General features: G+C 68.6%; 18 protein-coding genes and 3 pseudogenes. 14 read left to right on the forward strand and 7 right to left on the reverse strand.

The genetic code is table 11. The annotated features are described in order from the left end of the window. Nucleotides 1-32: 32 nt before the first annotated feature. From ACFT7S_RS16045 to ACFT7S_RS16055, 3 genes are all read right to left on the reverse strand, one after another. Nucleotides 33-1,409, reverse strand: coding sequence for an IS1380 family transposase (locus ACFT7S_RS16045; RefSeq protein ID WP_382731962.1), 1,377 nt, complete (start codon nucleotides 1,407-1,409; stop codon nucleotides 33-35). Nucleotides 1,410-1,931: 522 nt separating this feature from the next. Beyond that, complete coding sequence (locus tag ACFT7S_RS16050; RefSeq protein WP_382731965.1) at nucleotides 1,932-2,588, reverse strand: response regulator; 657 nt, start codon at nucleotides 2,586-2,588, stop codon at nucleotides 1,932-1,934. Beyond that, the gene (locus ACFT7S_RS16055) at nucleotides 2,585-3,724 is read right to left on the reverse strand and encodes a sensor histidine kinase (RefSeq protein WP_382731968.1); all 1,140 of its coding nucleotides are present in this window, start codon (nucleotides 3,722-3,724) and stop codon (nucleotides 2,585-2,587) included. The genes ACFT7S_RS16050 and ACFT7S_RS16055 overlap by 4 nt, the downstream gene beginning before the upstream one ends. A gap of 162 nt (nucleotides 3,725-3,886) precedes the next feature. Between ACFT7S_RS16055 and ACFT7S_RS16060 the strand changes: the two genes are divergently transcribed. From ACFT7S_RS16060 to ACFT7S_RS16070, 3 genes and pseudogenes are all read left to right on the forward strand, one after another. Further along, a complete protein-coding gene (locus ACFT7S_RS16060) occupies nucleotides 3,887-4,378 on the forward strand; it encodes a DUF6326 family protein (RefSeq protein WP_382731971.1) in 492 nt (163 codons plus the stop codon). Between the two features lie 279 nt (nucleotides 4,379-4,657). Beyond that, nucleotides 4,658-5,339, forward strand: a pseudogene (locus tag ACFT7S_RS16065) (ATP-binding cassette domain-containing protein); the annotation flags it as partial. 19 nt (nucleotides 5,340-5,358) lie between these two features. Continuing rightward, complete coding sequence (locus tag ACFT7S_RS16070) at nucleotides 5,359-5,784, forward strand: hypothetical protein (protein WP_382731973.1); 426 nt, start codon at nucleotides 5,359-5,361, stop codon at nucleotides 5,782-5,784. A 165-nt stretch (nucleotides 5,785-5,949) separates the two neighbouring features. Here ACFT7S_RS16070 and ACFT7S_RS16075 read toward each other — a convergent pair. Together ACFT7S_RS16075 and ACFT7S_RS16080 are read right to left on the reverse strand one after the other, a co-directional pair. Continuing rightward, nucleotides 5,950-6,228, reverse strand: a pseudogene (locus tag ACFT7S_RS16075) (ISL3 family transposase); the annotation flags it as partial. 108 nt (nucleotides 6,229-6,336) lie between these two features. Further along, nucleotides 6,337-7,250: pseudogene (locus tag ACFT7S_RS16080) on the reverse strand (IS982 family transposase). A 70-nt stretch (nucleotides 7,251-7,320) separates the two neighbouring features. Here ACFT7S_RS16080 and ACFT7S_RS16085 point away from each other — a divergent pair. The 5 genes from ACFT7S_RS16085 (at nucleotide 7,321) to ACFT7S_RS16105 (ending at nucleotide 11,452) form a co-directional block, all read left to right on the forward strand. Further along, complete coding sequence (locus ACFT7S_RS16085; protein ID WP_382731976.1) at nucleotides 7,321-7,716, forward strand: hypothetical protein; 396 nt, start codon at nucleotides 7,321-7,323, stop codon at nucleotides 7,714-7,716. A gap of 636 nt (nucleotides 7,717-8,352) precedes the next feature. Next, entirely contained in the window at nucleotides 8,353-8,628 is a 276-nt protein-coding gene (locus tag ACFT7S_RS16090) for a hypothetical protein (protein WP_382732285.1), read from the forward strand. 13 nt (nucleotides 8,629-8,641) lie between these two features. Then, nucleotides 8,642-9,934, forward strand: a complete 1,293-nt coding sequence (locus ACFT7S_RS16095) for an alpha/beta fold hydrolase (protein WP_382731979.1) — start codon at nucleotides 8,642-8,644, stop codon at nucleotides 9,932-9,934. Nucleotides 9,935-9,946: 12 nt separating this feature from the next. Further along, complete coding sequence (locus ACFT7S_RS16100; RefSeq protein ID WP_382731982.1) at nucleotides 9,947-10,594, forward strand: MBL fold metallo-hydrolase; 648 nt, start codon at nucleotides 9,947-9,949, stop codon at nucleotides 10,592-10,594. Nucleotides 10,595-10,672: 78 nt separating this feature from the next. Then, a complete protein-coding gene (locus ACFT7S_RS16105; RefSeq protein ID WP_382731985.1) occupies nucleotides 10,673-11,452 on the forward strand; it encodes an exodeoxyribonuclease III in 780 nt (259 codons plus the stop codon). A gap of 36 nt (nucleotides 11,453-11,488) precedes the next feature. Here ACFT7S_RS16105 and ACFT7S_RS16110 read toward each other — a convergent pair whose 3' ends face one another. Next, entirely contained in the window at nucleotides 11,489-11,857 is a 369-nt protein-coding gene (locus ACFT7S_RS16110) for a glutaredoxin domain-containing protein (protein WP_382731988.1), read from the reverse strand. A gap of 58 nt (nucleotides 11,858-11,915) precedes the next feature. Between ACFT7S_RS16110 and ACFT7S_RS16115 the strand changes: the two genes are divergently transcribed. Then, nucleotides 11,916-12,692 carry a Clp protease N-terminal domain-containing protein gene (locus ACFT7S_RS16115; RefSeq protein ID WP_382731990.1) on the forward strand — a complete coding sequence of 259 codons (777 nt, stop codon included), beginning with the start codon at nucleotides 11,916-11,918 and terminating at the stop codon, nucleotides 12,690-12,692. Here ACFT7S_RS16115 and ACFT7S_RS16120 read toward each other — a convergent pair. Next, nucleotides 12,657-13,436: an SDR family NAD(P)-dependent oxidoreductase gene (locus ACFT7S_RS16120; protein WP_382731993.1), complete on the reverse strand. Its 780-nt coding sequence runs from the start codon at nucleotides 13,434-13,436 to the stop codon at nucleotides 12,657-12,659. The two genes, ACFT7S_RS16115 and ACFT7S_RS16120, sit on opposite strands and share 36 nt — an antisense overlap. A 151-nt stretch (nucleotides 13,437-13,587) precedes the next feature. On the opposite strand from ACFT7S_RS16120, the gene ACFT7S_RS16125 reads away from it, so the two are divergent. The 5 genes from ACFT7S_RS16125 (at nucleotide 13,588) to ACFT7S_RS16145 (ending at nucleotide 17,348) form a co-directional block, all read left to right on the forward strand. After that, nucleotides 13,588-14,028 (forward strand): DUF6278 family protein, encoded by a 441-nt coding sequence (locus tag ACFT7S_RS16125; protein WP_382731996.1) that lies wholly within the window; start codon nucleotides 13,588-13,590, stop codon nucleotides 14,026-14,028. A 123-nt stretch (nucleotides 14,029-14,151) separates the two neighbouring features. Beyond that, nucleotides 14,152-14,895 (forward strand): amino acid ABC transporter ATP-binding protein, encoded by a 744-nt coding sequence (locus tag ACFT7S_RS16130; RefSeq protein ID WP_382731999.1) that lies wholly within the window; start codon nucleotides 14,152-14,154, stop codon nucleotides 14,893-14,895. 11 nt (nucleotides 14,896-14,906) lie between these two features. After that, nucleotides 14,907-15,821: a glutamate ABC transporter substrate-binding protein gene (locus ACFT7S_RS16135; RefSeq protein ID WP_382732002.1), complete on the forward strand. Its 915-nt coding sequence runs from the start codon at nucleotides 14,907-14,909 to the stop codon at nucleotides 15,819-15,821. Between the two features lie 16 nt (nucleotides 15,822-15,837). Continuing rightward, a complete protein-coding gene (locus ACFT7S_RS16140) occupies nucleotides 15,838-16,482 on the forward strand; it encodes an amino acid ABC transporter permease (protein ID WP_382732005.1) in 645 nt (214 codons plus the stop codon). Beyond that, a complete protein-coding gene (locus ACFT7S_RS16145; RefSeq protein ID WP_382732008.1) occupies nucleotides 16,479-17,348 on the forward strand; it encodes an amino acid ABC transporter permease in 870 nt (289 codons plus the stop codon). Before ACFT7S_RS16140 ends, ACFT7S_RS16145 begins: the two co-directional genes overlap by 4 nt. Nucleotides 17,349-17,532: the final 184 nt, after the last annotated feature.

Here is a 17,532-nt window from a genome sequence, read left to right on the forward strand (position 1 = left end):
GGGTGTTCGTCGGGGTGGGGTGTTGGCGCTGGTCAGCCGGGGTCTGGCAGGGCGTGCAGGCGGGCGAACGCGCTTGTGATCACGTCGGTCCAGGGCCAGTGGCGGGCAAGGCGGAGGTAGCGGCGGCGGCCGGTGGTGACGAGCTGGGCGGCTGCGGAGAACAGCCGCAGCCGCAGGCGTTTGGGCTCCCAGCGGCGGGCGGGCCTGGTCAGGGCGAGCATCGGCATCCAGGCGAGCAGGTCGAGCGCGAGCTGGACGATCTCCAGCCAGACCTGGTTCTGCGTGGCCTGCTGAAGCGGGAGGTTGCGTAGGCCGGTGTCGCGGGCGGCGCGGATGAAGCTCTCGGCGCGGGCGCGCTGGCGGTGCCGCAGCTCCAGCCGGGCGATCGGTATGTCCTTGGTGTTGGTGGCGAAGCAGGTCAGACGCATTCCGTCGGTGTCGGTGAAGCGCAACTGCGCGCCGGGATGCGGCCGTTCCTTGCGGACGATCAGCCGCATGCCCATGGGCCAGCCGGTCAGGACGTCACCGGCGAGCTCGGCGACCCAGGCGCCGTCGCGGACCTGCCCGTCGGGTTCGACGGCCGGGGTCCAGGCCGGGGCCGGGATCAGGAACACGGCCCGGTGGATGGCGTCGGTGATGGTCATCCCGACCGAGTAGGACAGCCATCGGCCGCGTGTGGTGACCCAGTTGAGGAAGTCGTGGGTGGCGCCGGCTGAGTCGGTGCGGATCAGTGTGCGGCGGCCGCGCCGGTACTTCTTCGGCAGTTGGGCCAAGGCCAGGCGGGCGGCCTCGATGTGGTCGGCAGCGGTGTTACTGCCCGCGTTTCCTGGCCTCAGCAGCCCGGCCACCGGTTCCCCGGAGCCGTCTGGGCCGTGGTCGACGAACGCGAACAGCGGATGGTGCCCGAACGTCTTCTTCCAGGTCTTGGCGGCATCCTCCTTCTCGGAGTGCGCCAGGACCAGTACGCCGTCGATGTCCACGATCACCTCACGGCCCGCGTCCGGGGCCGCGTCGTCGGCCAACCTCCAAACTCGCTGGCGGACTTCGGACCGGGCACGGCGGATGGCCGCGAGGGCGCGGGGCCCGGCCGAGGCGAGGGTGTCGATCAGGCGGGAGACGGTCGGATCGGAAGCGACTGGTCCGAACACGGCCGGCTCGGCCCGCAGCATCGCGACGTCGGCCAGGCAGTCCCCGCCCAGGGCCACGGTGAGCGCGACGTCCATCAGGATCTTGGCGGGATCATGGACCGCACGCGCCTTGCGCCACGGAGCCAGAGCCTCCGATGTCGCCGCGTCCAGCCCCACCTTGCGGGCCGTCTCGACCAGCAGCACGGCGCCGGACTGCGAGACCACCCCACGACCGTTGCCCTCAACGCGGACACGCGGATAGGACCCGATACGATTGTTCACCTGGAAAGTGCCTCCGAAGGGCGCGGGAACAAGGACTTCGACAATCCCTATTCTTGCTGGTCAGAGGCACTTTCCACTTATCTGACCACCCGTCGGACAGTCCGCTCGGGTGACGCTGCGAGGGCTGGCTGCGGACGTTCGATCACGTGAAGGTGAAGAGGCAAACGACCCTGTCCGCACCCCGGGTCCCGTTCTTTACCGTGCGGGCGACCTCATCGCTACGAGCATAGACGGCCACGGAGACCAGCAGGGAAACGCCAGGAGCGAGGGTTGGCATACCACTTCACCTGAGAAATGCTTCCTGTCCTGCGTCCAACAGGACACTCGGCAACCTGATTTTCGCAGGTGGGAGTGCTTCTCACGGCTGTGATCAGGTCCCGGATGGCTCTGCTGGTGAAAGCCCGAGGTTAGGTGCGTCGCCTGAACTCACTGCCGACACCAAGGACGACTGTCAAGCGCAGGCCGCCGCCCTGCAGCCACCCGGCCGGGAACCAGTCGTCGTGCATGCACGTCAGGTTCGGTTCAGTCCCCCACCCGGCCGGTGTCGTACGCCCACATCGCGATCTCGACCCTGTTTCGGGCGCCGATTTTGGTCAGCAGGCTGGCGACGTGGGTCTTGGCGGTCGTCAAGCCGATGAATAGCTCGGCGGCGATCTCGGCGTTCGTGCGGCCACGGGCGACCAGCGTCAGTACCTCCTCCTCGCGTTCGGTGAGCGGCTCGATCGGTTGGGTCCGTCGGCTCGACGGTTCCCTGGCGGCGAGGGTGGCTAGCAGCCGCCGGGTGATGTTCGGCGCGATCAGGGCATCGCCGACGGCGGCGGCATGGACGGCCTGGACGAGCAGCGCCGGCCCGGCGTCCTTGAGCAGAAAGCCTCGGGCGCCGGCCCGGAGCGCGCCCTGGACGTACTCGTCGAGGTCGAATGTCGTGATCACCACTACCGCGATCGGGTCCGGGACGCCCCGCCCTGCGAGGAGCTCGGTCACCTCGATGCCGTCGAGCCCGGGCATCTGGATGTCGACCAGGCACACGTCGGGGCGGAGCCGATGCGCCAGCTCGACGGCGGCGTGGCCGTCGGCGGCCTGGCCGACGACCTCGATGTCGGGCTGCGCGTCAAGGATCATCGACAGGCCGGTGCGCACCAGATCTTGGTCGTCGGCCACCAGCACGCGCACCGTCATCGGCGTACCTTCGTCGGCAGTTCGGCGTCGACCGTCCACCCGCCCTCGGGCGCCGGCCCGGCACGCAGCGTGCCGCCGAGCAGCTGCACGCGCTCGGTCATCCCCAGCAGCCCGAAGCCGTGGTTCACCGACCGTGCCGGGTCGATCTGTCCGTCGTCGGTCACGCGTAGTCGCAGCCTTCCCGCGCCCCCGACGACCCGGATCTCCACACGCGAGGCGTTGCGGGCGTGCCGCAGGGCGTTGGTCAGCGCCTCTTGCGCCAGCCGGTAGACCGCCGCGTCGACCTGGGGCGGAAGTTCGTCCAGGTCATCTGGCAACTCTACGTCGACGACCGGGACCGGGGCGCGTCGGGCGAGGGACACCAGGTCGGCAACGCCGGGCTGGGGGGCGTACTCCGCCGGCGCTCCGTCGCGCAGCACCCGGACCATCGCCCGCATCTCCGCGAGTGTCCGCGACGCTTCCCCTTCGATGACCGCCAGCGCCTCGAGCGCCGCTTCAGGTCGCTGCCCGGCCATCGCCCGGCCCGCCTGCGCCTGCACAGCGATCGCCGAGACGTGGTGGGCGACCATGTCGTGCAGCTCGCGCGCGAGGCCGACCCGCTCCTCGCTGCGGCTCTGGTCCAACGCCCGGCGCCAGCTCTCGGCGCGGTAGCGGAACGCCGCTCCGTCCGCCGCCGCCGCCAGGATGGCGAACCCGCCGATGACGTCGGCCGGCCCGGTGTAGTCGGCGACCGTACCGATTCCCGCAGCGACCGCCACCACCGCCAGGCCGATCACGATCTCGCGCCCTGAGCCCCAGCGGACCAGCGCGTAGACGAGCACCAGGATGTAGATCATCGTGTCGAGGCCCACGCTCGGGGCCCCGCCCAGCAGGCTGGCCAGTCCCAACGCCATCACGGTGCCGAAGGCCACCACGACACAGGCCAACGGGTGGGTACGCCGCCACAGCAGCACCGGCGCAAGTCCGACCGCCACGATCGTCGCGAACGGCCGCCAGGCGACGTCGTCCCGGAGGACTCCCTCGAGCAGCGCCGTCACCATCAACACCCCGACCAGCACCCAGTCGCGCGACACCCGTTCGGGAGCGTCCGTGGCGCGGGGCTCGGCCCACAGCGAGCTCAGGGCGTTGGTGGTCACACACCCAGCCTAGGGACCGCCGAGGCGTCGGGGACCGACCGAAAGAACGAGACGCCGCTCCTCCCAACGGCCGAGGCGGGTCCGGCCTCGACGCTGATGTGCCCGCCGCCGGGCTCAGCGATCGTGGACCTACCGATTCTCACCACAACAACGGAGCCTACGATGAGAACACGTCAACCCACCGCCACCGCACTGGAAGACCCGCGGATCCCGGTGAGAGCCAAGCTCGCCGCAGCGTGGACAAGCTTCATGTTCCTGTACGTCTACGTGGACATTCTCGCCTTCTTCAAGCCCGGCGTCATCGATGACATCGAGGTCGGCGTCGTCTGGGAGTTCGACATCAGCCAGACGTTGTTGACCGCCTTCCTCGCGCTCATGGCGATCCCGATCCTCATGGTCGTGCTGTCGATGACGCTGCCCGCCCGGGCGAACCGCATCACGAACCTCATCGTGGCCTCGGTACAGGTCCCCTTCGCGGCATTCAACGCGGTGGGCGAGTCCTGGACGTACTTCTACGGCCTTGGCGTCGCACTGGAAGTGATCGTTCTCGCCCTCATCCTGCGGTACGCCTGGACCTGGCCCCGCACCACACCGTCGGCGACCATGGCGACCAGCCCGGACCGTGAAACCGTTCGCGCCCAGCAGCAAGCGTGAACCCAAGAGCAGTCCCCGTCCTGTTCGGAGCCATCTGCCTCGGTGCCGCGGTGTGGGCCTCCTGGCGGTGGGACACCAACTACCACTGGGACGTCGCGTAGGGGCCTTCCAAGGCCCCTACCGGCAGGTCAGGTCATCGGACGCGCACACAGGCCCACCGCATCGTCGACACCGACCCCAAGCGCGGCAACGTCGTCGTCCGCGTCACTGGCACCCGCCACGACGAGCCGACGTATCAGGTCCGCCAGTCCCCACCGAACGCCCAGTAGGTCCCCGGTCATGATCCAGGCACACCAGCTCACCAAGCGCTACGGCGACAAGACCGCCGTGCACACCCTCAGCTTCACCATCGCGCCCGGCACCGTCACCGGGTTCCTCGGTCCCAACGGTGCCGGCGAGTCCACGACCATGCGGTTGATCATGGGACTGGACCGGCCGACTTCGGGCACCGTCACGGTCAACGGCAAGTCCTACGGGCAGCACCGTTCCCCGCTGCGGGAGGTCGGCGCCCTGCTCGACGCCAAAGCCGTGCACCCCGGCCGCAGCGCCCGCTCGCACCTGCGCACGATGGCCGCAACCCACAACATCAAGACCTCCCGCGTCAGCGAGGTCATCGAGATGACCGGCCTGGCCGGGGCCGCGACAAGCGCGTCGGCGGGTCTCCCTCGGCATGAGCCAACGCCTGGGCATCGCCGCCGCACTCTTGGGTGACCCCCGAACGCTCATCCTCGACGAGCCGGTCAACGGGCTCGACCCCGAGGGCGTGCAGTGGGTTCGCCAGCTGGTGCGCGACCTGGCCGCCGAGGGACGGACCGTGTTCCTGTCCTCGCACCTGATGAGCGAGATGTCCCAGACCGCCGACCAGCTCCTCGTGATCGGCCGCGGTCACATCATCGCCGCCGGCTCGGTCCAACAGGTCATCGACTCCGTCGCCAGCGGCGCTGTGCGGGTGCGCTCCCCGCGCGTCGGCGGACCCGTTGGTGGACGCGCTGAACACGTGGATCGGGACGGCGTTCGCGCCGGAGAACCTTGATCGGACCGTTCAGGCGCTGGTCGAGTCGCAGGGTGGTGCACGGGAGACCGGCGACCATGACCAGGCGCGGCAGCGACGGGACGAAGCTCAAGCCAAGCTCCGGTGGTTCCAAGCGGCGATCGCTGCGGGGATCGACCCGGCAGCACTGGTCGACGTGAGCAACGAGGCCGAGGCGGTTCGAGCGGCGGCGCAAGCCGAACCCGACAACACTCCGGTGCCGAACCTCGTCACGGCCGCCGAGGTGTACGCCATGGTCGATTCCCTCGACGACATCCCGGTCGTGAACGCACCCCACCTCGTCGCCCTGGTCCGCGCCGGCGCCCGGTTCGAACGCGGCCACCCTATCGAGCGTCCCGAGACCCTCGCGGCATGAACGAGCTCAGCCGATCCACAGGATTTGACAACTACTCCCTGAGCGAAGGGCCAAACCCCGAGCTGTCTTCGGTCACTAATGTGGGCGCGAGGCGCGGCCCGGCAGGGTTCCGCGTACGACTTCAACGGAACATGGGTCGGCCGCGCCGTCCCCGTGGGGCCCGAAGCGAACTGATCGTCGGCGAAGGCCCTCGATCAGCCCAGGAACTTGCTCGCGGAAGGTCTGCCGCCGACAGTTCAGGACCAGGCAGACCAGGCGCCGCACCCGGACCCGGGCCATGCCCTGCCGACCGTCCGCCGCTACATCAGCCACCGTCCGGAGGCGATAGCCGTGCATCTTCCCCGTCGGTGCCTTGCACACCGGGCAGGGCACCGGACCATCCCATGTCGGGGCGATGACCCGGAGAGCCTCGCCGTCATCCGCCACATCCTCGGCGACCAGCATCGAGAGCCTTAAAAGCTCGTTGACACAAGAGAGTTGGCATCTCGCGCGTCGTGTTGACGGCGCCCGTCACTCGCTGTCACCATCGGCTAGATGATCAATTCCAAGGAGTCAGTGGTCATAGTCGGTCAGCGAGCGCAGGACGGGCTGGCCGGTGTGATCGTTGTGCCAGATCGCAGCGGTCAGCGCGAGGATGCGCTGCATGACGCGGGCGATCACGTCGCCGCCGCGTGCGGCCTCGGTGCCGTTCGAGGCCGAGCTGGCCCTTGAAGGTCTCGTTGACCGACTCGATGACTTGCCGCAACGGCTTGAACAGGGGTGCGCCGGGCCGCTCCGGCTCGCCCTTGCGGGCCGGCCGCAGCAGCCGGATATCCTGCTCGGCCAACTGGTGCTCGAAGTCGCGGCCGAAGTAGTTCTTGTCGCCGATCAGCGTCTGCCCAGGCCGGCGGCGGTCAGACCCGGTTCGGCGGCGAGCAGGTCCAGCAAGGTCTCGCGTTCGTCGGCCTTGGCCCCGGTCAGGGCGAAGGCGATCGGCAGGCCCTGGAGGGTGCAGACCAGGTGCAGGCGCTGGCCCCAGAAGAAGCGGCTGTGGCTGGCGCAGTAGCCGTATTCGGCCCAACCTGCCAGGTCGGAGCGTTTGACGGTCTCGCGGGAGCGGCCGCATTCCACCGGGGTGGAGTCCACGACCCATACGTCGTCGCTCCACATCGAGGTGGTGGTGGCCAGGATCCGGTTGACGCTTCGCATCAGACCGGCGGCCTTGCGCAGCCGCTTGTTGTAGCCGGGCTGCTGGGGCCGGTAGGGGAAGAGGTGGCGCAGGTGGGCACGGGCATGGCGGAGCCATTTGGCCTCGGAGGTGTAGCCGAGTATGGCCTGCATCGTGGCGAGGGTGACCAGTTCGGCATCGCTCAGGCGGGGCGTAATGCCGACCGGCGGGCGCCACGGCGCCAGTCGGGATGCTCCTTCAGCATGTCGTCGGTCGTCGCATAAAGTGCTGTCGCGAGGGTGTCCACGTCGTTCGTCACAAAACGATCTTGGGCACCCTCGTTCTCGTCTCCGCAGGCACCCCTTGGACCACACCACCAGGAGGAACCAGTGTCCTACCCGCAACTGCTCACCCCCGAGGAGAAGCTCGCCGACGCGAAGAAGCTGTTGAGCCTCCCGCGTATCGTCGTGATCTGCGGCTCCACCCGCTTCATGACCGAGATGACCGAGGCCGATCTGCGGGAGACCAAAGCCGGAAAGATTGTCGTCAAACCGGGCTGTGACATGAAGTCGCCGCACGAACTTTGGTCCGATCCTGTCGAGGCCGAGGCCGAGGCGCTGAAGGTTCGACTCGACGATCTGCACCGGGCGAAGATCCGGCTCGCTGATGAGGTGCTCGTAGTCGGCGACTACATCGGAGACAGCACCCGAGCCGAAATCGCCTACGCCCGGTCGCTGGGCAAGCCCGTGCGGTTCACGCACCCCGAAGTCGACCCTGACGCCTGACCGCCCGCTGCCACCTCGACAACCAGGGCCGGCAGCCCGCCGCCTGACCGTCTCGCGGTGGCTTTGGCCGCCGCCCACCCCACACCCTCCGCAGGCATCCCTTGGAATTGATCATCTAGGGAACAGAGCGGAGCGTTTCGCAGTCCCGCGACTGGCGTAGTCACTGCTCCTGTTCGCGCATGTGTTGTCGGTACTGGGCGTCAGCTGTCGAATGGTCTCGATTGACGGTCAGGTTTGAAGACGGAGGGCAATGCGTTGTGAGGGGCGGGAGTATGGGTGGGTGCTGTCCCGGGTCGGGGGTCTGACTCGTGATTTCTCTGACCGAGGTGTCCTGGTGTCACAGTGTCGGCCCTTGGCCCGGGGTGGTGCGTTGTCGGTGCCGGGCCGGCGGGGTGTGTCCCGATAGGGGCCTGCCGATTGTTATGGCGTCCTCACGTTTCTGACCGCCCGACGCGGCCCGGTGTCGGCAACGCGACACGTCATCGGATCGGAAGGAGGGCGGGCATGTTCAGTTCGACTATGTCCAGTGTGTCGCCTGCTCCGAAGCCGCTCCGCCGTCGGCCTGTGGGGGAGGCGGTTGGGGAGTAGACACGCATCGGGGATGCACGGCTGGACAGCGAGGCGTCCTTCGTCGCGCTGTGCGGGGTCAGTCCCCTTGATCGTTCCTCAGTGCGCCGGCAGTCCCGTCGCCTCAACCGCGGCGGCGGCCGTCAGGCACATGCCGCACTCCACCGCATTATGTACACGCGCCTGCGGGTCGCGCTTAAGGCCGCCACGAGCGCCGGACTAAGGCGGGCAGGACCCGGCGCGAAATCGTCCGTTGCCTCAAGCGCTACGCGGCCCGGGAGGTCTTTGACCTGGTCAGACAGCTGCAACCAGGACCCCGCTCATAGGGGCTGTCGTGACAGATGAGAGGGTCGGACGGGTGAGCGAGACACCCCCGAACACCCTGAAATACCGCTTTGACGGGCCAGAAGACGCCCCGGTCCTGGTCATAGGTCCATCGCTGGGTACCACACTGCACATGTGGGACCGGCAGATACCGGAGCTCTCCCAGCACTGGCGGATCTTCCGGTACGACCTCCCGGGCCACGGCGGCGCCCCCGCGCACCCCGCCACCGGCGTCGGCGACCTCTCCGACCGGCTGCTCGCCACGCTCGACAGCCTCGGCGTCCAGCGTTTCGGGTACGCGGGCTGCTCCATCGGCGGCGCGATCGGTGCCGATCTGGCGCTGCGCCACCCCGACCGGGTCGCCTCGCTGGCCCTGGTGGCGGCCTCGCCCCGGTTCGGCAGCGCCGACGAGTTCCGTCAGCGCGGCGTGATCGTCCGAACCAATGGCCTGGAGCCGATGGCCCGTACCGCCCCCGAAGCCTGGTTCACCCCCGGCTTCGCGGCCGCCCAGCCGGCCATCGTCGAGTGGGCGGTCCAGATGGTCCGCACCACCGACCCCGGCTGCTACATCGCCGCGTGCGAGGCGCTGGCCGCCTTCGACATGCGGACGGAGCTCGGCCGCATCAGCGTGCCCACCCTCGTCCTGGTCGGTGCCGAGGACCATGTCACCGGGCCCGCCGAGGCCCGCACGCTCGTCGCCGGGATACCCGACGCCCGGCTGGCGCTCGTCCCCGGCGCCTCCCACCTGGCCCCCGTCGAGCAGCCCGGAGCCGTCACCGACCTGCTCCTCATGCACTTCTCCACGGCCTGGCAGGACACCCTGGGCCCCATCCCCGTGCCGCCCGCCGTGCCGGCGCTCTCCGTCCCGGCGCTCTCCGTCCCTTTCATGCCCGTCGCGGAGATCGCCGCGGCCCCCGTGGGCCCCGAGGCCGGGGGAGAGGGCCGTCACGACCGCTACGACAGCGGCATGAAGGTGCGCCGCGAGGTGCTGGGCGACGCCCATGTGGACGGTGCGATCGCCGCGTCCGACGCCTTCACCGAGGACTTCGAGAACCTCGTCACCCGCTATGCCTGGGGCGAGGTCTGGAACCGCGAGGGCCTCGACCGCCGTACCCGCAGCTGTGTCACGCTCACGGCGCTCGTCGCCTCGGGCCACCTGGAGGGCCTCGCCGCTCACACCAGGGCGGCGCTGCGCAACGGGCTCACGCCCGACGAGATCAAGGAAGTGCTGCTCCAGTCCGCCGTGTACTGCGGCATCCCCGCCGCGGGCGCGGCGTTCGCCATCGCCAGGTCCGTGATCCAGGAGGAAACCAGGCCGCCCGCGTAGCAAGATGGGCGCATGGACGCATCGCCTCTCACACTCACGAAGAAGACGCACTCCTGTATCCGGCTCGAGAGGGATGGGCGGGCGATCGTCATCGACCCCGGCGGCTTCTCCGAGGGCGACGCGGTGGCAGGTGCCGATGCGATCCTGGTGACGCACGAGCACGCCGACCACTTCGACGAGGCGCGGCTGCGCGCCGCCATGGAAGCCGATCCGGCCGTCGAGATCTGGACGCTGCGCAGCGTGGCCGAGCAGCTCTCCGCGGCCTTTCCCGGCCGGGTCCACACCGTGGGCCACGGAGACACGTTCGCCGCCGCCGGGTTCGACGTGGAGGTGCACGGCGAGCTGCACGCGGTGATCCACCCGGACATCCCGAGGGTCACCAACATCGGTTTCCTGATCGACGGTTCGGTCTTCCATCCCGGCGACGCGCTGACGGTGCCCGACCGTCCGGTCGACACGCTGATGCTGCCGGTGATGGCCCCGTGGAACAAGATCTCCGAGGTCATCGACTATGTGCGCGAGGTCCGGCCGCGGCGCGCCATCGATATCCACGACGCCCTGCTCACCGATCTCGCGCGCCCGATCTACGACAGGCAGATCGGCAAGCTGGGCGGCTCCGACCACGGCCGGCTGGTCCCCGGCGAGGCCACCGAACTCTGACCGCCGAAACTCCGGCCGGGGGCGCGGGGCGGCTCGGGAGCCGGGCGACTGTCAGTGGGAGGCGTTAGGTTTACTGCCATGCGCATCGCCACCTGGAACGTCAATTCGATCACCGCCCGCCTCCCGAGGCTGCTGGCCTGGCTGGAGAGCACCGGCACGGACGTGCTGTGCCTCCAGGAGACCAAATGCGCCGCCGAGCAGTTCCCGGCCGAGGCGCTGCGCGAGCTGGGCTACGAGTCCGCGGTCAACGCCACGGGCCGGTGGAACGGGGTCGCGCTGATCTCCCGCGTGGGCCTCGCCGATGTCGTCACGGGCCTGCCCGACGGCCCCGGCTTCGAGGGCGTGCAGGAGCCGCGCGCGATCTCGGCGACCTGCGGCCCGGTCCGTCTCTGGTCGGTGTACGTGCCGAACGGCCGCGAGGTTGCCCACGACCACTACACGTACAAGCTGGCCTGGTTCGAGGCCCTCCAGAAGGCCGTCGCGGCGGACGCGGCGGGCTCGCAGCCGTTCGCAGTCCTCGGCGACTTCAACGTCGCCCCGGCGGACGAGGACGTCTGGGACCCGGCGCTCTTCGAAGGGGCCACGCATGTCACCCCGGCCGAGCGCGCCGCGCTCGCGAGTCTGCGCCAGGAGGGGCTGTCGGACGTGATGCCGCGCCCCCTCAAGTACGACCGCCCGTACACCTTCTGGGACTACCGGGAGCTCCGCTTTCCGAAGAACAAGGGCATGCGGATCGACCTGGTCTACGGCAACGTCCCGTTCACGGCCGCCGTCAAGGACAGCTACGTGGACCGCGAGGAGCGCAAGGGCAAGGGCGCGTCCGACCACGCCCCGGTGGTCGTCGACCTCGACCTCTGAGCGAGGGGCCGGGGCCCCGCGTCTCAGCGGCGGGTCCTAGGTGTTCTTCGCGTCGGGCAGCAGGTGCGGCGCATGGGACCGTACGGCGTCGGTGATCCGCCGCTTGGACGGGTTCACCATGGCCCGGCCGGCGACCGTCACGGTCGGCACGGTCTCATTGCCGTCCGCGACCGACCGTACGAAGGCGGCGGCATCCGGGTTCCGCCAGATGTTCACCTCGGTGTACGTCAGTCCGGAGAAGCGGAGCCGGAGCCGCAGCTTCATGCAGTACGGGCAGCCGGGCCGCCAGTAGACGACCATGCCGCCGTCGTTGTCGCCGCTGCCGCCCTCGTGCGCCGTACCGTCGGCCATCGCGAAGCCCCATTCCCGTTCCCTGCGTGGCTGCTGCCCCTTCGGCACCACCATAATGGCACTGTCAACGGTGGGTTGACAGTGCCCATATACGTCAACCTACGGTTGACGTATGACACATCCAGTCCGTGCCGTGCGCCCCATCCGTCTCGACGACCTGATCGAGGCCGTCAGGAAAACCCATCCCGACGCGCTGGAACAGCTCTCCGGAGCCGTGATCGCCGCGGACCATCTCGGTGAAGTGGCCGACCACCTCATCGGCCACTTCGTGGATCAGGCGCGGCGCTCCGGTGCCTCCTGGACCGACATCGGCCGCAGCATGGGGGTCACCAGGCAGGCGGCTCAGAAGAGGTTCGTGGCGAAGGCGCCGGGGGAGGCGCCCGCCCTCGACCCGAGTCAGGGCTTCAGCCGTTTCACCGAGTCCGCGAGGAATGTTGCCGCGGGTGCCCACAACGAGGCCCAGGCCGCACACAGCGAGGAAGTCCGGGCCGAACACCTGGTGCTGGGACTCCTCGGTCAGCCGGACGGGCTCGCCGCCCGGACGATCGTGGGCCAGGGCGTATCGCTGAAGGCCGCTCGTGACGCCGCGACCGCGGCCCTGCCGGCCGGTGTCGACGAGGTGCCCGAACTCATCCCGTACGACGCCGGTGCGCGCAAGGTCCTGGAGCTCACCTTCCGCGAGGCCCTGCGGCTGGGGCACACCTACGTCGGGACCGAGCACATCCTGCTCGCCCTGCTGGAGTTCGAGGGCGGATCGGGTGTGCTCACCGGCCTCGGCATCGACAAGGACGCGGCCTCCGCGACCATCGCCGAAGCGGTGGACGCCGAGGCCGAAGCCGAGGCCCGTACGCACTCAGTGGACGGAGAACCCGCCGTCGACGAAGAGTGACTGTCCGGTGACGTAGGCGGAGGCGCTGCTCGCCAGGAACACAGCCGCACCCGCGAAGTCCTCCGCCAGCCCGTTGCGCTTGACCATCGTGCGCGCTGCCAGCGCCGCCACCTTCTCCGGGTCCGAAGACAGCCGCGTGTTGAGCGGCGTCATCACGAAGCCGGGTACGAGGGTGTTGCAGGTGACTCCGTGCGGCGACCAGGCTTCCGCCTGCGAGCGGGCCAGCGACTCCAGTGCGCCCTTGGAGACCCCGTAGGCACCGCTGTTGACGAACGCCCGGTGAGCCTGCTGGGAGGTGATGTGGATGATCCGGCCGAAGCCCCGCTCCGCCATACCCGGCCCGAACCGCTCGCCCAGCAGATAGGGCGCCTTCAGGTTCACCGCCATCGTGGTGTCCCAGACGTCCTCGCCGAGCTCGCCCATCGGCGGCCGCAGGTTGATCCCGGCGCAGTTGACGAGGATGTCGGGCTCCCCGAACACCGAGGCCGCCTCGTCGGCGGCCGCGCGGACGCCCTCGGAGGTGCCCAGGTCGGCGCTCACCCAGGCCGCGCGGCAGCCGTCGGCGGTCAGCTCGTCGACCGTGGCGGTCAGTTCGGCCTCCCGGCGGGCCACGATCACCACGCTCGCACCGGCATGGGCGAGGGCGCCGGCGATGGACCTGCCGATGCCCGAACTGCCGCCGGTCACCACGGCGACGCGGCCGTCCAGGGAGAAGAGTTCGGAAAGATATGACTGCGTGATCATGCCCAAACCCTAAGCGCGGGCCCACTCCGGCCTGCGACCGGCCATTGCTTCACCTGGTTCACACAGGTCTGCCCCGACTTGTCAGGTCTCAGGTCGGAATAGGCCGCGCGCCCTGTGGTGCGGAACACGGCAGGGATGGGACCCTAGTGGTATGAACATCCCTTTCTTGGACAACTGGCGTAAGCGTCAGGGTGGTACGCAGGGGGTCGCTCTCGCGGCCGCCGTCGAAGCCGACCCGGCCGGTGTGGCCGAGTTGCTCGCCGAATGCGAGCTGCTGCGTGTCCGAGCTGAGCAGAACGGACTCGAACTGGACGACAGTCCCGCCTCGTTGACCGCACTCGATCAGCTCCCGCCCCGCTGGCGCGACGATCCCGAGGAGCTGCCCTGGCTCGGCAACGACGCGGGCCTCTATCTCGGCACCGTACTCGTGCGTAACGTGCCCGGTGCCGTGTGGCATATCCGGCCCAGCGGCCAGCCCGTGGTCTGCCTGGACTCCGGGCGTGAGATCGACGTGGTCGAGGCCGGTCTCGACTGGGCGATGTCGGGCAGCCCCGAGCTCTCCCAGGTGTACGCGGAGTCCGCCGAGAACTGACGACGTCACCAAATCGAGATAAACAGCCTTATGACCCTCTAATGCGTGTCGCCCGCTAAGTCCCGTACCTGGACGGATAGTTTGCGCTGACTTCAACACAGCGACATATGGGTAGGGCAGTGTATGGCCGTCGATCCGTTGATCGAGCTGCGGGGCGTCAACAAGCACTTCGGTGCATTGCACGTACTGCAGGACATCAATCTCACCGTCGGCCGCGGGGAGGTGGTGGTGGTCATCGGCCCCTCCGGTTCCGGCAAATCGACGCTCTGCCGGACGATCAACAGACTTGAGACGATCGAGTCCGGTCACATCGCCCTCGACGGCAAGCCCCTCCCCGAGGAGGGGAAGGGGCTCGCACAGCTCAGGGCCGAAGTCGGTATGGTCTTCCAGTCGTTCAACCTGTTCGCGCACAAGACCGTGCTGGCGAACGTCTCCCTCGCGCAGATCAAGGTCCGCAAGCGCAAGAGGGACGAGGCGGACAAGCGCTCACGGGAACTCCTGGACCGCGTGGGGCTCGCCGCGCACGCGGACAAGTACCCGGCCCAGCTCTCCGGCGGCCAGCAGCAGCGCGTGGCCATCGCCCGCGCCCTGGCCATGGACCCCAAGGCCCTCCTCTTCGACGAGCCCACATCGGCGCTCGACCCGGAGATGATCAACGAGGTGCTGGAGGTCATGCAGCAGCTCGCCCGCGAGGGCATGACGATGGTCGTCGTCACCCACGAGATGGGCTTCGCGCGGTCCGCCGCCAACCGCGTCGTCTTCATGGCCGAAGGAACCGTCGTCGAGGACCGCAATCCGGAGGAGTTCTTCACCGCCCCGTCGAGTGACCGCGCCAAGGACTTCCTGTCCAAGATCCTCAAGCACTGACGGGGGGATTCATGGTGCGTACGAGAAAAGTCCTGCTTGCGCTGGTCTGCCTGCTGCTCGCCTTCCTCGCTGTCGGCTGCGGTAAGGACGGCAGCCCGCCGGTCAAGGGGCCCAAGCCAGGGGCGCTGCCCCACTACGAGGTCGACACCGGCTTCGAGCTGCCCGATTCCAATACCTGGCGGAAGGCCAAGAAGCGCGGATACCTGGTGGTCGGAGCCAAGGAGGACCAGCCCTACCTGGGCGAGAAGGACCCGGCCAGCGGCATCTACTCCGGCTTCGACATCGAGATCGCCCGCATGATGGCGGCCTCCCTCGGCTTCGAGCCGGAGACCATCCGCTTCAAGACCATCGCGTCCGCCAACCGCGAGACCGCCCTCCAGAACGGGCAGATCGACTACTACGTCGGCACGTACACGATCAACGACATGCGCAAGAAGCTCGTCGGCTTCGCCGGGCCGTACTTCATGGCCGGTCAGGGCCTGTTGGTGCGCACCGACGAGGACGACATCAACGGGCCGCAGGACCTGGACGGCAAGACCGTGTGCTCCGCCGCCGGATCGACGCCGTACCAGCGGATCGCCGAGGACTATCCCAAGGCGGACCTCGTCGCCTACGACACGTACTCGATCTGCGTCGACAATCTGCTGACCTTCCAGGTCGACGCCGTCACGACCGACGACGCCATCCTGCTGGGCTTCGCCGCCAAGGCACCGGAGGAGATGAAGGTCGTCGGGAAGCCGTTCTCCGAGGAGCCGTACGGCATCGGCGTCCCGCGCAGCGACAACGCGCTGCGCTTCGCGCTGAACGACGCCCTGGAGGCCAACGAGAAGAACGGCAACTGGAAGAAGGCGTTCGAAGCGACGCTGGGGCTCTCCGGAGTGCCCGCGCCGACGCCGCCGCCCATCGACCGCTACCCGGCGAACTGAGGGGACCGGCCAGCACATGGATGTACTCACGGAGAACTTCTCCCTCTACGGCAAAGGGTTCCTCGGCACCGTCGAACTCACCGTCTACTCCTCGGCCCTCGCCCTGGTCCTCGGCTTCCTCATGGCCTCGTTCCGGGTCGCACCCGTCGGCTCCTTCCGGGTGCTCGGCACGGTCTGGGTGACGGTCCTGCGCAACACCCCGCTCACGCTGCTGTTCTTCGCGGTGCTGCTGGGGCTGCCGCGCTTCGGACTCGTCCTGCCCTTCGAGGTCTTCGCCGTCCTCGCGCTCGGGTGCTACACCTCCGCCTTCATCTGCGAAGTCCTGCGTTCCGGCATCAACACCGTGCCCACGGGCCAGGGCGAAGCGGCCCGCAGTCTGGGGATGACCTTCGGGCAGACCCTCAACACGGTCGTTCTGCCGCAGGCGTTCCGCTCGGTGATCCCGCCGGTCGGCTCGACGCTGATCGCCCTCGCCAAGAACTCGGCGATCGCCGGTGCCTTCAGCGTCACCGAACTGCTCGGCACCTACAAGACCCTCAACGAGCTGGGCTACAGCATCATCTGGTCCTTCGTGTGGATCGCCGTCGGCTACCTGCTCATCACCCTGTCGATCAGTGCGCTCTTCAATGTGCTGGAGAAGCGCTGGGGAGTCGCCCGATGACCCACTCCGCGCCCTCGGCCACCGCGCTCTACGACATCCCGGGACCGCTGACCCGTAAACGGCACCGTACGTACGGCATCGTGTCAACGGTCCTGATCCTCGCGCTGCTCGGCTGGATCATCTATCTGCTCTTCGACACCGACCAGTTCACCAGCGAGAAGTGGGCGCCCTTCGAGTACAAGGGCATCCAGGAACTTCTGCTGCGCGGCCTCGGCAACACCCTCAAGGCGTTCGCGTACGCCGCGGTGCTTTCCCTCGCGCTCGGCGCCGTACTCGCGGTCGGACGGCTCTCCGTCCACCGGCCGGTCCGCTGGATCTCCACGCTGCTCGTCGAGTTCTTCCGCGCGATGCCCGTCCTGGTGATGATCTTCTTCATCTTCGTGGCGCTGAAGGTACAGCCGCTGCCCGCCCTCGTCGCCGGGCTGACCCTCTACAACGGCTCCGTGCTCGCGGAGGTGTTCCGTACCGGGATCCACTCGGTGGACCGGGGCCAGCGGGAAGCCGCGTATGCGCTCGGTATGCGCAAGACCCAGGTCACCACCTATGTGCTGGCGCCCCAGGCGGTACGGGCCATGCTGCCCACCATCATCAGCCAGTTGGTAGTGGCGCTGAAGGACACCTCGCTCGGCTATCTGATCACCTACGAGGAGTTTCTTCACGCGGGGAAGCTGATCGCGTCGAATCTCGACTACGATCTTCCTTTCATCCCTGTGGTGATGGTGATCTCGCCGATTTACATCGGGCTCTGCATGCTGCTCTCATGGTTCGCCACGTGGGTGGCCAAGTGGGAGCGGCGCAACGTCAAGACCAAGGCCGTCGAGGTCGCTCCGGCGGAACCCGGAACGCTGCTGCCCGGCGGGCAGTAGCCGAGCGGTGCCCGCCCGGCAGCAGCCGGTGATCACTTCTCGTGCGGCGGAACCGGACACCATCCGGTCCGCGCCGGGTGAGGAGAAGGTCAGCTGCGCGCCGGTCGGGTTGTGCTCGATAGGCCGAGCGGCCCCACGTCGTGGAGATTCGCGACGAGGGCCGCTCTTCCGGTTCAGGTCAGCC

Source organism: Streptomyces sp. NPDC057136, assembly GCF_042670885.1.
Taxonomy (GTDB): domain Bacteria; phylum Actinomycetota; class Actinomycetes; order Streptomycetales; family Streptomycetaceae; genus Streptomyces.

What these genes read in the sequence shown, in the direction of transcription:
- ACFT7S_RS16130 (WP_382731999.1), top strand. Translation starts at nt 14,152, where the DNA reads ATGGCCGTCGATCCGTTGATCGAGCTGCGGGGCGTCAACAAGCACTTC.
- ACFT7S_RS16110 (WP_382731988.1), bottom strand. Translation starts at nt 11,857, where the DNA reads ATGGTGGTGCCGAAGGGGCAGCAGCCACGCAGGGAACGGGAATGGGGC.
- ACFT7S_RS16125 (WP_382731996.1), top strand. Translation starts at nt 13,588, where the DNA reads ATGAACATCCCTTTCTTGGACAACTGGCGTAAGCGTCAGGGTGGTACG.
- ACFT7S_RS16105 (WP_382731985.1), top strand. Translation starts at nt 10,673, where the DNA reads ATGCGCATCGCCACCTGGAACGTCAATTCGATCACCGCCCGCCTCCCG.
- ACFT7S_RS16120 (WP_382731993.1), bottom strand. Translation starts at nt 13,436, where the DNA reads ATGATCACGCAGTCATATCTTTCCGAACTCTTCTCCCTGGACGGCCGC.
- ACFT7S_RS16135 (WP_382732002.1), top strand. Translation starts at nt 14,907, where the DNA reads ATGGTGCGTACGAGAAAAGTCCTGCTTGCGCTGGTCTGCCTGCTGCTC.
- ACFT7S_RS16115 (WP_382731990.1), top strand. Translation starts at nt 11,916, where the DNA reads ATGACACATCCAGTCCGTGCCGTGCGCCCCATCCGTCTCGACGACCTG.
- ACFT7S_RS16050 (WP_382731965.1), bottom strand. Translation starts at nt 2,588, where the DNA reads ATGACGGTGCGCGTGCTGGTGGCCGACGACCAAGATCTGGTGCGCACC.
- ACFT7S_RS16100 (WP_382731982.1), top strand. Translation starts at nt 9,947, where the DNA reads ATGGACGCATCGCCTCTCACACTCACGAAGAAGACGCACTCCTGTATC.
- ACFT7S_RS16140 (WP_382732005.1), top strand. Translation starts at nt 15,838, where the DNA reads ATGGATGTACTCACGGAGAACTTCTCCCTCTACGGCAAAGGGTTCCTC.
- ACFT7S_RS16145 (WP_382732008.1), top strand. Translation starts at nt 16,479, where the DNA reads ATGACCCACTCCGCGCCCTCGGCCACCGCGCTCTACGACATCCCGGGA.
- ACFT7S_RS16060 (WP_382731971.1), top strand. Translation starts at nt 3,887, where the DNA reads ATGAGAACACGTCAACCCACCGCCACCGCACTGGAAGACCCGCGGATC.